Genomic DNA, 12,647 nt, shown 5'->3' on the forward strand with positions numbered 1-12,647 from the left:
CACTGTGGCCAAACTTTCATCTCTGATTCAGGGATGATGATGATAATAAATGCGCGTCTTTCATATACTGAGACTCGCGGCTGAACAAAGAGTTCATTTTATTTTAAAAAAATTCACTCCCGGAGGTGACGAATGCCGTTGTTAGATAGTTTCACAGTCGACCATACCCGAATGGAAGCCCCAGCGGTGCGTGTCGCGAAGAAAATGAACACGCCGCATGGCGATGAAATCACCGTATTCGATCTGCGCTTCTGCGTGCCGAACCAGGAAGTGATGCCGGAGCGCGGTATCCACACCCTGGAGCACCTGTTCGCCGGCTTTATGCGCGATCACCTGAACGGGAATGGCGTGGAAATTATCGACATTTCGCCGATGGGCTGCCGCACCGGGTTCTATATGAGCCTGATTGGTACGCCGGACGAGCAGCGCGTCGCCGACGCCTGGAAAGCGGCGATGGCCGACGTGCTGAAGGTGCAAGATCAGAACCAGATCCCGGAGCTGAACGTCTACCAGTGCGGGACCTATACCATGCACTCGCTGGAAGAGGCGCAGGAGATCGCTCGTCATATCATTGAGCGCGATGTGCGCATCAACAGCAACGACGAACTGGCGTTGCCGAAAGAAAAACTGCAGGAACTGCACATCTAGTGCTTCCGCCGCGGCCCGACGCCTGTCGCCGGGCCGCTCTCCCGACGCCGCCATGACGACCACCACCACCTTCTCCTTTCAGCACCGCCCGCTGGTGCCCTTTGCCCATGATTACGCTCACGGTGACCAGGAAGACTGGCATCAGCATGACTGCGCCCAGCTGCTGCATATTTTAAGCGGCGTGGTGCGGGTGGCGACGCCGGCAGGCTACTGGGTGGTGCCGCCCGGGCGCGGCGTCTGGCTGCCGGCGGGAACGCCTCACGCGCTGCGCATGACCGGCAACGTCGCGGCGCGCACGTTGTTTATCGATCCGCTGGCGCGCGCCGATCTTCCGGCGGGCTGCCAGATCGTACAGATCACGCCGCTGCTGCGGGAACTGATCGTCTCTTCCCTGGCGCTGGCCGAGCGCTATGCCCCCGCCAGCCGCGACGAACGGATTTATGAGCTGATCCTCGATGAGATCCGCGGGATGGCGATCCTGCCGTTTGGCCTGCCGGAGCCGCAAAGCGAAACGCTGCGCCGGCTGTGTCAGCAGGTGCGCGAGGCGCCGGGCGACGTCTGGAGCAGCAGCCAGGCGGCGAAGGCGTGCAGCATGAGCGAGCGAACCCTGAACCGCCATTTTCAGCAGCAGACTAGCCTGACGTGGCGCGAGTGGGTGCGCCGGGCGAAGCTAATGGAAGCGTTGATTCGCCTGGCGCAGGGCCACTCCGTGCTGCGGGTGGCGCTGGAGCTGGGCTACGGCAGCCACAGCGCCTTCAGCGCCATGTTTCGTCGGGTGATGGGCGTCGCCCCCAGCGACTATTTTCGTCCCCCGGCCTGATCGGCGGCGCTGAGCGCATTGCACAGCGCCTGCAGCGAGGCGCGCGCCACGTCATTATCGATACCCACGCCCCAGTAGCTTTCTCCTTGCGGAAAAACGCAGCGGATATAGGCCACCGACCGGCTGTCGCTGCGCGCGCCGAGGGTATGCTCATGATAGTCCTTGATCATAAACGGTTGCCGAAACAGCGCGCTGAGGCCGCTGGCTGCGGCGGAGAGCAGGCCGTTGCCCTGGCCCTGCAGGCGTCGGGTTTCGCCGTGGTGACGCAGCGTTGCCTGCAGGGAAAGCTGGCCATTCTGCTGGCTGGCGCTCTGATAATCGACCAGCGTCAGCGCAGACTGCGTCTGCAGCCCGTAGCGCGTGCGGAACAGCTGCCACAGCGCATGGTGGGTCATCTCTTTGCCGTCGCTATCGGTGGCCTGCTGAACGTGCTGGCTGAAGTCCTGCTGCAGCCCGCGGGGCAGCTTCAGGCCATGATTTTGTTCGATAAGCCAGGCGCTGCCGCTTTTCCCCGACTGGCTGTTGACGCGGATCACCGCCTCATAGCTGCAGCCAATATCCTGCGGGTCAATGGGCAGGTAGGGCATCCGCCATGGGTCGCCAGGCTGACGGGCATCAAACCCTTTTTTGATCGCATCCTGATGGGAACCGGAGAAGGCAGTGTAGGCCAGACTTCCCGCCCACGGGTGGCGCGGGTGAACGGGGATCTGATTGCAGTTTTCCACCACTTCCACCACCCGGTTCATCTGCTCGAAGCGAAGCTCAGGGTCGATGCCCTGGCTGTAGAGATTCATCGCCAGCGTCACCAGACAGACATTGCCGGTGCGTTCGCCGTTGCCAAACAGGCAGCCTTCCACCCGGTCGGCACCGGCCATCACCGCCAGCTCGGCGCTGGCGACGCCGGTGCCGCGGTCATTGTGCGGATGCACGCTGATGCAGACTTCGCCGCGGCGGGAGAAGTGGCGGCAAAAATATTCGATCTGATCGGCATAGACATTCGGGGTGTTGACTTCCACCGTCGCCGGCAGATTGACGATCATCGGTCGCTCGGCGCAGGGCTGCCAGACATCCGCCACCGCTTCGCAAATCTCAAGCGCAAACTCGGGCTCGGTGAAGCAGAAGGTTTCAGGCGAATATTCATATTGCCAGCGGGTCTCTGGCTGCTGTTCGCACTGCTGACGGATAAGCCGGGTGGCGCGGGTCGCGAGGGCGATCACCTCGGCCTTGTCCATGCCGAAAACCAGCTCGCGGAACAGCGGCGCGGTGGCATTGTAGAGGTGGACGGTGGCCCGGCGGGCGCCGCGCAGCGCCTCAAAGGTGCGCAGGATCAGCGGGTCTCGCGCCTGGGTCAGCACCTGGATAGTGACATCCTCCGGGATGCGCTGTTCGTCAATCAGCTGGCGGACAAAGTTGAAGTCGGTTTGTGAAGCGGAAGGGAAGGCGACCTCAATCTCTTTAAAGCCGCACTCCAGCAGCAGATCCCAGAACTGCAGTTTGCGGGCGCTGTCCATGGGCTCCGCCAGCGCCTGGTTGCCGTCGCGCAGGTCGGTCGACAGCCAGCGTGGGGCGTGGCTGATTTGCCGGTCCGGCCAGCGGCGGTCGGGCAGGGTAATCGGCGGATAGGGACGGTACTTTTCAGCAGGATGGCTCAGCATAGTGTTCTCCTTAATAGTCAGCCTCTATCCTGCCCGAGCGCCGGCTGGCGGGCTTTCGCAAACGAGACAGAAACTAGCGAGAACTGGACAACCTGACGCCGTAAAAAAGGGACCCGCAGGTCCCTTAATGTGAGGCTTAGTGCGCGCCGCCGCCGCCGCCGCCGGCGCTGAACGGGGGTCTGGCGAACCACACCAATCCCAACAGCAGGATGAAAATGGCCGCTGAGATCCAGAAGATTTCGTTGGCGGAGATAATCAGTCCCTGGTTGGTTATCTGCTGCGCTATCCAGCCGGACGCCTGCTGCTGCGTCATTCCCATCCCCTGCAGCTGATCGTAGATCTGCTGCGCATTGGGGTTGAACGGCGTCACCGATTCGGTGAGCTGCGCATGGTGCAGCGCCTCGCGGTTGGTCCACAGGGTGGTGGTGATCGAGGTCCCGATGGAGCCGGCAAGGGTACGGGTGAAGTTCGACAAGCTCGACGCCGCCGCCAGCCGTTCCGGCGGCAGGCCGGAGAGGGTGATGGTGGTCAACGGCATGAAGAAGCAGGCTACCGCGAAGCCCTGGATAAACTGCGGCCACGCCGAGGCGCCAAAGTCCATCCCCGGTTCGAAGGTCCAGGCGCGCCAGTAGAAGCAGACGGCGTACATGATAAAGCTGAAGGTGACCAGCCGTCGCATATCGAGCTTATGCGCAAAGCGGCCGATAATCGGCGACAGAATGACCGGGATCACCCCCACCGGCGCTGACGCCAGGCCGGCCCAGGTCGCGGTGTAGCCGTAGACCTCCTGCAACAGCTGCGGCAGCAGCACGATGGCCCCGAAGTAGAGCATGTAGGCCAGGCTGATACAGAGGCAGCCGATGGTGAAGTTGCGCGACTTAAACAGCGACAGATCGACAATCGGGTTATCGTCGGTCAGCTCCCAGACGATCAGGAAGCTTATCGCCACCACCGCCACGATGGTCAGAATGATAATTTCATTGGAGGAGAACCAGTCCAGCTCTTTACCCCGGTCCAGCATCACCTGCAGGCTACCGATACCGATGATCAGCAGCGCCAGGCCGACGCCGTCGATACGCCGCTGTTCGGTTTTGGTTTCCCGGTTGCGCAGGGTCTGCAGGGTCATCAGCACCACCGCCACGCCAATGGGCACGTTGATAAAGAAGATCCATCCCCAGTGGTAGTTATCGCTGATATAGCCGCCGAGGATCGGGCCGCAGATGGGGGCGACGATCACCGTCATCGACCACAGCGCCAGGGCGATAGAGCGTTTCGCCGGCGGATAGTTGCTGAGCAATAGACTTTGCGACAGCGGGATCAGCGGCCCGGCAACAATCCCCTGAATGACGCGGAAAAAGATCAGCATCGTCAGGCTGTTGGAGACGCCGCAGGCCCAGGAGGCGATGGCGAAAGCGGTGGTGGACCACAGGAACAGCTTCACCTCGCCCACGCGCTTGGCCAGCCACCCGGTGATCGGAATGGAGATGGCGTTAGCGACCCCGAACGAGGTGATGACCCAGGTCCCCTGGCTCAGCGATGAGCCAAGGTTACCGGCGATGGTCGGGATCGCCACGTTGGCGATAGTGGAATCCAGCACCTGCATGAACGTCGCGAGCGACAGCGCAATGGTCATGATGACCAGCTGCGCGCCTTCCAGCGGTTTTTGCTGTTGCATTACACTCACCCCGAATTATCCGGCGTTGGCCTGAATGATCTCGTCTATCAGTTTATTGACCGGATCGAGAGCGATTTCACGGGCATTGCTCTCGTAGACCGGGGAGCTCCGCACCTGGCTTGCCAGCATTTCGCCATCGCGATCGGTGGTGTTAACTTCCACCAGCGTCGAGAGGCCGATGCGCAGCGGATGTTCCGCCAGCTGTTTTTCATCCAGCTCGATGCGGACCGGCAAGCGCTGTACCACTTTGATCCAGTTGCCGGTGGCGTTCTGCGCCGGCAGCAGGGAGAAGGCGCTCCCGGTTCCCATATCCAGACCAACCACCTTGCCGGTGTATTTCACGTCATCGCCATAGATGTCGCTGATTACGGTGGCCGGCTGGCCGATGCGCATATGCGCCAGCTGGGTCTCTTTAAAGTTAGCGTCGATCCACAGGTTGGTCGCCGGAACCACCGCCATCAGCGGCGTGGTGGTGCCGATCTGCGCCCCAGGCTGTACCGAGCGGCGGGAAACGTAGCCGCTAATCGGGCTGACGATCTGCGTACGCTGTAGGGCCAGCCAGGCGTTACGCACTTCGGTCGCCGCCTGCAGCACCGCCGGCTGCTGTTCCAGTTTGGTACCCAGCACGATCGCCTGGTTGGCGTTGTACTGCTGGATTGCCACGTCAAGCTCGGCCTGCGCGCTGGCGACGGTGTCGCGGGCGTGCTGCAGCTCTTCGCGGCCGATGAGGTTCGCGGCGCCCAGCGGGATGCGGCGGTTCAGGTCAGCCTGCGCCTGGGCGAGGGCGGTCTTTTTGACGTCAATATTCGCCTGCAGCTGCTTGCTGTTGATCATCTGCTGACGGGTTTGACGCACGCTGGCGGCCAGCTGCGTTTTGGCTTTCTCAAACGCCTGTTGGGCATCGGTCTGATCGAGAGTGACCAGCGGATCGCCTTTCTGCACATAGTCCGTGTTGTCTGCCCAGACTTTGGTCACGCTGCCCGAGACCTGGGCCATAATTTGCACCTGGTTCCCTGCCACGTAGGCATCGTCGGTCTCTTCGTAGTGACGCAGTACCAGAAACCAGTAAATCCCATATGCCACGGCAATAATAATGAAGAGCAATGTCAGCAACAGAAGGGCGCCTTTACGCTTTCCTTTTTTGCTGCCTGGTTGCTGCGGGGTTTGGCTCTCCGCATTTGCGCTCATGTTATTCTCCACGATCTTATTATTTCACATCGGCTGAGCCGACCTGTTTATCAGAAAGGCCAGCAGAGATCTGCTGGCCTGGCTGTTTTCCTTGCAACGTAAAAATGGGCTGAGCGACGCCGCCCTTAGCGTAGAGAGTCCGCCAGCACGCCTTCTTCTTCCATTTGGTCAAGGCGGCTCAGGAGTTTGCGGGTAATGTGTTCGAGCTGATCTTTTTCGCTGGTGCTGAGTGAAGACCACAGTTGGTGCAGGCAGTTATGCTGCGGCGGCAGGACTTCACGCAAAAACTGATGGCCCTTTTCGGTCAGCTGCAGATGCAGACAGCGTCGATCGTTATCGCTCTCGCGGCGTTCAATCCAGCCGCGTTTTTCCAGTTCATCAGCGATACGGGTGGCGTTAGTACGCGACGAGCCCAGCGCACAGCTCAGCTCGGACGGCTGAATGCTGTGGTTTTCCTGCGACTCCAGCGTAATCAGCGCCATAAATAATGTCTCGTTAATTCCCTGCGCTTTGAGCATTTTATTGCGATTTTCCAGCAGCTTACCTTGCATATGCATGCAAAGACGAGTTAACAGAATCTCCTGGAACGGGAAATCTTCATGGCGGCTGGCGCGGAACTTGAGCATTTGCTCAATGGGAGTAAACGAACTATCCATTTGGGTATGACCTCATTAATTACAGCCGATATAATAACTATTGTGACAAATAAATCAAATGAATTATTGACCAAAATTGATACGCAAAGCTTAGAGCCCGCTGGCGATTTTCCAGGCCAGACCGTAGGCCAACGCCGACAGCAGGGTCGGGATAATAATGCTGCGGGTTTTCCAGAAGGCGCCCCCCAGCACCAGGAAGCCGATCAGCGTCGGCGCCAGGCGATGGGCATCGGCGAGGATCTCCGGCACGCTGGAGACCACCAGCAGCGCGCAAATCGAGGCGATGCCGATGGTATCCAGCAGCACGCTGACCGGGCCACGACGGGCAGGCCGGGCATGACCCGCGCGCAGACGCAGGGGAAGATAACGAAACAGATAGTTCACGCCGCCGACAATCACTCCGAGCAGAAGGACCTCACTGTTCATCCGGCATCCCCTTCAGCATGGCCTGGACCAGCGCCGTCAGACACCCGCAGACAATCCCGGCGAGGATCGCCGCCGGAATGGAAAATAACAGAATGCCGCCCAGCGCGCCCGCCAGCGCCGCCGTGACGCACAGCGATTGCTGGCGCTGGAAAGAGGCCAGCAGGAAGCTCATAAACAGCGCCGGCAGCATAAAGCCGAGCGCGGCTTCCACCGCCGGATAATCCACCAGCAGGCCGTTGCCGGACCAGGCGCCGGCCAGCGTGCCGCACACCCACGATGCCCATGAGGTAAACGCGAGACCGAGCATCCAGTTTTCGCTCCAGCGTCGGTTGTCGCGAACCAGCCTGGCGGTGGCGGCGGCGAAAACCTCATCGGTCAGGCCGAAGGCCCAGAGGGCGGTCTTCTTTTTGTCCAGCGCGGTATGAATGCGGCTGCGCAGCGAGGGGCCATACAGCACGTGGCGGACGTCCATCGCCATCACCGTCAGGGCGGCGACCCACAGCGAACTGCCGGCGGCCAGCATGGCGGTGATCACAAACTGGCTGGCGCCGGCGTAAATAATGCAGGAGAAAAACAGGCTTTCCAGCGGGGTGAAACCCAGCCGGGTGGCGTTCAGTCCGAAGGCGAATGCCACCGGAAGGTAGCTGATGACGATGGGGAGACTGTCTTTAATGCCTTCGCCGACGGTAGCGACACGTTCAGATAAGGCACAGGTTAAGGGCGCGGGGTTTTCCATATGAATAACTTATCGCTGGATCCATGTGAAGGTGGCAAATTGACCGATGTCCCCACCTTAACAGAGCGCGACGCGCCTTAACACTATGAAAATGCCCGTAATCCGCTTTTCCATGACCCTGACGGGATGAAAGGCGGGGAAGGGGCCCGGATAAGGCGCCGGGCCTTATCCGGGGGCGGGTTACTGCTGCGCGGCGAGCGCGGCTTTCACCCAGCTGTCGAACAGCGGCTGGTGGGCTTTAATCCAACCATCAACATGACCGTTAATGTCGGCTTCGGAAGCATGGCCTTCGTGCATCATCGCATTCTCGGCGTTGATGTCGGCGATCGGCAGCTTCATGACGCTAAACAGAGTGGCGGCGGCCGGATTTTTCTCCGCCCAGGCTTTGTTGGCGACAATGTGCATGGTGTTGACCGGGAAGCCATAGTTGGCGCCGTTGGCCAGTTTGGTATCGATGTTTTTTTGCTCGCCCGGCAGGGAGGAGAACGGCACCTGCAGCCAGACGACGTCTTTGCCAGGCTTCAGCACGTCGCTAACCCAGTACGGCGTCCAGGTGTAGTAGAGCACCGGTTTACCCTCTTTATAGCGGGCGATGGTGTCGGCCATCATCGCCGCGTAGTTGCCCTGGTTATGGGTAACGGTTTTGCTCAGGCCATAGGCGTCAATCTGGTGGTTAATCACCGCTTCGCAGCCCCAGCCCGGGGTGCAGCCGGTGAGGTCCGCTTTACCGTCGTTGTTAGTATCAAACAGTTTGGCGATCTGCGGATCTTTGAGCTGATCGATAGAGGTGATGTGGTACTGCTCGGCGGTTTTTTTATCGATCAGATAGCCCTGGGCGGCGCCTGAGACGTACACCCCCTTGCGGTAAAATTTGTTATCACCGCCCGCCGCGGCGTACATGTCATCGTGCAGCGGCTGCCAGTTGGTGGCGATAAAGGTAGTATCCCCGGCGGCAATCGAGGTATAGGCAACGTTATAGTCCACTTCGCTCGGTTTTTCGACGGTGTAGCCAAGCTTCTCCAGCGCGCGGCTGACCAGCAGGGTCTGGAAGCTCTCTTCGGAGATAGTGCTCTGGGCCGGCTTGACGGTAATTCCTTTCCCCGGCAGGTCGGCGGCGAAGGCGCTGGTGGCGATCAGGGTGGCAAAGGCGGCGGTGGCCATCATCGTGCTATGTCGCATGGTGGTTCCTCTTATTGTTTAACGGGAAGGCGGCACCCCGGCATCGGCTGGTGCCGGGGTGCGGCGCTGTTATCGACTTATCGACAGAAAGGGCGAGTGAGAAGCCCCAGCGGGCCGGTGGTGTACCAGCGGCGGTTGCCGCGACTGCGGGCGTCGCGGCCGACGGCCTGGGTGAGGCGGTCAAGAATAATCGCCAGGATCACGATCCCCACGCCGCCGACGGTGGCCAGGCCCATATCCAGGCGGCCAATGCCGCGCAGCACCATCTGGCCAAGACCGCCGACGGCGATCATTGAGGCGATCACCACCATCGACAGGGCCAGCATCAGCGTTTGGTTAACCCCGGCCATAATGGTGGGCATCGCCAGCGGCAGCTGAACTTTAAACAGCAGCTGGCGCGGGCTGGCGCCAAACGAACGCGACGCTTCGATCAGATCCGCAGGCACCTGGTTTATACCGAGGATGGTCAGACGGACGATCGGCGGCAGGGCGAAGATAATCGTCACCACCACGCCGGGCACGTTGCCGATGCCGAACAGCATCACGATCGGCACCAGGTAGACGAAGGCCGGCGTGGTCTGCATGGCATCCAGCAGCGGGCGGATAATTTTCGCCGCTCGCGGACTGCGCGCCAGCCAGATCCCCAGCGGCAGGCCGATGATCATGCAGAACAGCAGGGCGGTGAGGACCAGCGCCAGGGTGACCATCGCCTGCGACCACGCGCCGATGGCGCCGATGGCAATCAGCGAGACCAGGGTGGCGACCCCCATGCCGAGGCTGGAGATCTGCCAGGCGATCAGCGCGAAGACGATAATCGCCACCGGCGCCGGCATCCCCAACAGCAGCTGCTGGAAGGCGCTGAGGATGTAGTCGATCGGCACGCGGATCCCCTGGAACAGCGGGCGGAAGTGCAGCACGATCCAGTCGATGGCGTGGGTCACCCAGCTGTCGAGCGGGATCAGGGTCTTATGGAACGGATCCATGATACTGAACTGTTCCGGCTGCGGCGCCGGGGCGCTGTGCAGCCAGTCGGCGCCGCCGCCATTAGTCGGCGCGGCAGTTGAGGCGCCACCCCAGGCGTCTGCAGCCTGAGCGGCGCTGTCGGTTGCCGGGGCGCTGTCCCACGGATTGGTTTGATCAGCCATGATTCACCCCCTCGCGATCTAAAGCCTGGAGCAACATTCGTTTGGAAATGATGCCAATATATTGTTGTTCTTCATCCACCACCGGGACGGCGCACGGGGCGTGGCCGACGTGGGAGAGCAGATCGCTGAGCGGCGTTTGCGCCTCCACCGCCAGCGGGGCGTCAATCAGCGCCGCCTCGATCCCCTGGCCGGCGCTGAGCGCGGTTTTCAGAGAATCGATCGAGACAATCCCGACAAAGCGATTACCGCGCTCAATGACATAACCATATTCCCGGTCTTCATCCTGTAATAATTTCAGCGCAGAGCGGGGGCCAAAACCTGGCGTTTTACGAATCAGGCCGACCGGGCTACGACGGGCAATATCTTTCGCGCTGAAGACCTGGCTAATATCGACGCCGCGGAAGAAGGTGCGGACATAATCATTGGCCGGATTATTCAATATTTCATCCGGAGTGCCGACCTGAACCACTTCGCCATTTTGCATAATGGCGATACGATCGCCAATTCGCATGGCTTCATCAAGGTCATGGGAAATAAAGACAATGGTACGCTGATGCTTAGCCTGTAATTTGATCAGCTCATCCTGCATTTCGGTGCGAATGAGCGGATCGAGCGCGGAGAAGGCTTCATCCATTAACAGAATATCGGGATTAATCGCCAGGGCGCGGGCTAAACCGACGCGCTGACGCATCCCGCCGGAGAGTTCATCCGGCCAGGCGTGGGCATAATTCTCCAGCCCCACCTGACGCAGCGCTTCCCGCGCTTTTTGCTCTCGCTCAGCGGCCGGGACGCCGGCAAGCGCCATGCCAAACGCCGTATTGTCGAGCACGCTCATGTGCGGCATTAGCGCAAAGGACTGAAAAACCATCGCAATTTTTTTACGACGCACCTCGCGCAGCTCGGCGTCCGACATTTTGGCGATATCGACCCCGTCAATCAGCACCTGGCCGCGGGTGGGTTCAATCAGGCGATTGAGAAGGCGAACCATGGTGGATTTCCCCGAGCCGGAGAGCCCCATGATGACGAATATCTCGCCTTCTTCAATGGCCAGACTGGCGTCTTTGACGCCAAGCGACAGCCCCGTTTTTTCCAGTATTTGCGCTTTGTTGAGTCCTTTCTCAATATATTTGAAAGCACGATGAGGGTGCTCGCCAAATATCTTATAAAGATTTTTGATTTCTAATTTAATTGCCATGCAATAGAGAAGTTCCTGTTATTTGTTTATTGCGATATGGTACCCAATGGTGATAATGATCTTTTTACACCCTAACATACTCAGATTCTGTGACAACCCTCAATGGCGAACTCTCGGCAAAATGGAGTGAGGGACATGGCGGCACAGCCCCCGTGATATAAGGGCTGAGCGGTAATTTGTTGTGGGTAATATTTTTTGATTATCTTTGGATAATTCGACTGAAATGGACCGGTTTTCTGCTAAATATGACGAAGTGATGACGGTTAGACCATGGAGAGAATATTTGGTGGATTAATCGCGATTCTGTGAAATTGATCACCAGGAATATGCGGGCGATATTCCTGATGAAAGTACGGTTAAAAGTCCCAGTCGTCGTCGGCGGTCTCTTCCATTTTTCCTATCACGTAGGAGGAGCCGGAGCCGGAGAAAAAGTCGTGGTTTTCATCGGCGTTGGGTGACAGCGCCGCGAGGATCGCCGGGTTAACCGCCGCCATCTCCGCCGGGAACAGCGCCTCGTAGCCGAGGTTCATCAGCGCTTTGTTGGCGTTGTAGCACAGGAAGGCGCTGACGTCGTCGAACCAGCCGCTCTCGCCGTACAGTTCCCGGCTGTAGGCCAGCTCGTTGTCGTACAGATCCATCAGCAGATCGAGGGCGAAGTTTTTCAATTCTTCGCGCTTACCGGGGCTGACGATCTCCAGTCCTTTCTGATACTTGTAGCCGATGTAATAGCCATGCACCGCTTCATCGCGAATGATCAGGCGGATCAGATCCGCGGTATTGGTCAGTTTTCCCCGACTGGAGAAGTGCATCGGCAGCCAGAAGCCGGAATAGAAGAGAAAGGATTCGAGGAACACGCTGGCGATTTTTTTCTTCAGCGGCTCGTCGGCCTGATAGTAGCCCAGCATCAGCTGCGCTTTGCGCTGCAGAGGTTCGCAGCTTTCGCTCCAGGCGAAGGCGGCATCCACCTCTTTGCTGTGGCACAGCGTGGAAAAGATGGAGCTGTAAGAGCGGGCATGAACCGCTTCCATAAAGCTGATGTTCGACAGCACCGCCTCCTCATGCGGGGTCAGAGCGTCCGCCATCAGCGCCGGCGCGCCGATGGTGTTCTGAATGGTGTCGAGCAGGGTCAGCCCGGTAAAAACGCGAATGGTCAACTGTTGCTCCGCCGCGCTGAGGGTTTGCCAGGCGGGAATGTCGTTCGACAGCGGCACTTTCTCCGGCAGCCAGAAGTTGCTGGTGAGACGATTCCACACCTCCAGATCTTTATCGTCATCGATGCGGTTCCAGTTGATCGCGCTGACGCGCGTTAAATGGGTCATCCTGT

At 59.5% G+C, this 12,647-nt stretch carries 12 protein-coding genes; 2 read left to right on the forward strand and 10 right to left on the reverse strand.

Annotated elements, in window-relative coordinates; all coding sequences use genetic code 11:
* Positions 1-132: 132 nt before the first annotated feature.
* Together luxS and LGM20_RS05720 are read left to right on the forward strand one after the other, a co-directional pair.
* Positions 133-648 carry an S-ribosylhomocysteine lyase gene (gene luxS, locus LGM20_RS05715; RefSeq protein WP_023290759.1) on the forward strand — a complete coding sequence of 172 codons (516 nt, stop codon included), beginning with the start codon at positions 133-135 and terminating at the stop codon, positions 646-648.
* Between the two features lie 52 nt (positions 649-700).
* Positions 701-1,468 carry an AraC family transcriptional regulator gene (locus LGM20_RS05720; RefSeq protein WP_032456498.1) on the forward strand — a complete coding sequence of 256 codons (768 nt, stop codon included), beginning with the start codon at positions 701-703 and terminating at the stop codon, positions 1,466-1,468.
* On the opposite strand, the gene leuA is transcribed toward LGM20_RS05720, so the two are convergent.
* The 10 genes from leuA to nrdF form a co-directional block, all read right to left on the reverse strand.
* Positions 1,447-3,123, reverse strand: a complete 1,677-nt coding sequence (leuA, locus tag LGM20_RS05725) for a 2-isopropylmalate synthase (RefSeq protein WP_044524463.1) — start codon at positions 3,121-3,123, stop codon at positions 1,447-1,449. The two genes, LGM20_RS05720 and leuA, sit on opposite strands and share 22 nt — an antisense overlap.
* A 136-nt stretch (positions 3,124-3,259) precedes the next feature.
* Positions 3,260-4,798 carry a multidrug efflux MFS transporter permease subunit EmrB gene (gene emrB, locus LGM20_RS05730; RefSeq protein ID WP_002914342.1) on the reverse strand — a complete coding sequence of 513 codons (1,539 nt, stop codon included), beginning with the start codon at positions 4,796-4,798 and terminating at the stop codon, positions 3,260-3,262.
* Between the two features lie 15 nt (positions 4,799-4,813).
* On the reverse strand, positions 4,814-5,986 hold the full coding sequence (emrA, locus tag LGM20_RS05735) for a multidrug efflux MFS transporter periplasmic adaptor subunit EmrA (RefSeq protein ID WP_004205697.1): 1,173 nt from the start codon (positions 5,984-5,986) through the stop codon (positions 4,814-4,816).
* A 125-nt stretch (positions 5,987-6,111) separates the two neighbouring features.
* Positions 6,112-6,642, reverse strand: coding sequence for a transcriptional repressor MprA (mprA, locus tag LGM20_RS05740; RefSeq protein WP_002914337.1), 531 nt, complete (start codon positions 6,640-6,642; stop codon positions 6,112-6,114).
* Between the two features lie 90 nt (positions 6,643-6,732).
* Positions 6,733-7,068, reverse strand: a complete 336-nt coding sequence (gene ygaH, locus LGM20_RS05745) for an L-valine transporter subunit YgaH (protein WP_004205699.1) — start codon at positions 7,066-7,068, stop codon at positions 6,733-6,735.
* Complete coding sequence (locus LGM20_RS05750; protein WP_023290756.1) at positions 7,058-7,804, reverse strand: AzlC family ABC transporter permease; 747 nt, start codon at positions 7,802-7,804, stop codon at positions 7,058-7,060. Before LGM20_RS05750 ends, ygaH begins: the two co-directional genes overlap by 11 nt.
* Before the next feature lie 180 nt (positions 7,805-7,984).
* Positions 7,985-8,983, reverse strand: coding sequence for a glycine betaine/L-proline ABC transporter substrate-binding protein ProX (gene proX, locus LGM20_RS05755; protein ID WP_023290755.1), 999 nt, complete (start codon positions 8,981-8,983; stop codon positions 7,985-7,987).
* A gap of 77 nt (positions 8,984-9,060) precedes the next feature.
* Entirely contained in the window at positions 9,061-10,128 is a 1,068-nt protein-coding gene (gene proW / locus LGM20_RS05760) for a glycine betaine/L-proline ABC transporter permease ProW (protein ID WP_044524462.1), read from the reverse strand.
* A complete protein-coding gene (gene proV, locus LGM20_RS05765; protein ID WP_002914328.1) occupies positions 10,121-11,323 on the reverse strand; it encodes a glycine betaine/L-proline ABC transporter ATP-binding protein ProV in 1,203 nt (400 codons plus the stop codon). Before proV ends, proW begins: the two co-directional genes overlap by 8 nt.
* A gap of 356 nt (positions 11,324-11,679) precedes the next feature.
* Positions 11,680-12,642: a class 1b ribonucleoside-diphosphate reductase subunit beta gene (nrdF, locus tag LGM20_RS05770; RefSeq protein ID WP_032453806.1), complete on the reverse strand. Its 963-nt coding sequence runs from the start codon at positions 12,640-12,642 to the stop codon at positions 11,680-11,682.
* Positions 12,643-12,647: the final 5 nt, after the last annotated feature.

It is taken from the genome of Klebsiella quasipneumoniae subsp. quasipneumoniae (assembly GCF_020525925.1).
Classification (GTDB): domain Bacteria; phylum Pseudomonadota; class Gammaproteobacteria; order Enterobacterales; family Enterobacteriaceae; genus Klebsiella; species Klebsiella quasipneumoniae.

Excerpts from the sequence above, each read along its gene's own strand:
- proV (WP_002914328.1), bottom strand. The coding sequence starts at position 11,323 with ATGGCAATTAAATTAGAAATCAAAAATCTTTATAAGATATTTGGCGAG.
- LGM20_RS05750 (WP_023290756.1), bottom strand. The coding sequence starts at position 7,804 with ATGGAAAACCCCGCGCCCTTAACCTGTGCCTTATCTGAACGTGTCGCT.
- proW (WP_044524462.1), bottom strand. The coding sequence starts at position 10,128 with ATGGCTGATCAAACCAATCCGTGGGACAGCGCCCCGGCAACCGACAGC.
- mprA (WP_002914337.1), bottom strand. The coding sequence starts at position 6,642 with ATGGATAGTTCGTTTACTCCCATTGAGCAAATGCTCAAGTTCCGCGCC.
- proX (WP_023290755.1), bottom strand. The coding sequence starts at position 8,983 with ATGCGACATAGCACGATGATGGCCACCGCCGCCTTTGCCACCCTGATC.
- nrdF (WP_032453806.1), bottom strand. The coding sequence starts at position 12,642 with ATGACCCATTTAACGCGCGTCAGCGCGATCAACTGGAACCGCATCGAT.
- luxS (WP_023290759.1), top strand. The coding sequence starts at position 133 with ATGCCGTTGTTAGATAGTTTCACAGTCGACCATACCCGAATGGAAGCC.
- emrB (WP_002914342.1), bottom strand. The coding sequence starts at position 4,798 with ATGCAACAGCAAAAACCGCTGGAAGGCGCGCAGCTGGTCATCATGACC.
- emrA (WP_004205697.1), bottom strand. The coding sequence starts at position 5,986 with ATGAGCGCAAATGCGGAGAGCCAAACCCCGCAGCAACCAGGCAGCAAA.
- ygaH (WP_004205699.1), bottom strand. The coding sequence starts at position 7,068 with ATGAACAGTGAGGTCCTTCTGCTCGGAGTGATTGTCGGCGGCGTGAAC.
- LGM20_RS05720 (WP_032456498.1), top strand. The coding sequence starts at position 701 with ATGACGACCACCACCACCTTCTCCTTTCAGCACCGCCCGCTGGTGCCC.
- leuA (WP_044524463.1), bottom strand. The coding sequence starts at position 3,123 with ATGCTGAGCCATCCTGCTGAAAAGTACCGTCCCTATCCGCCGATTACC.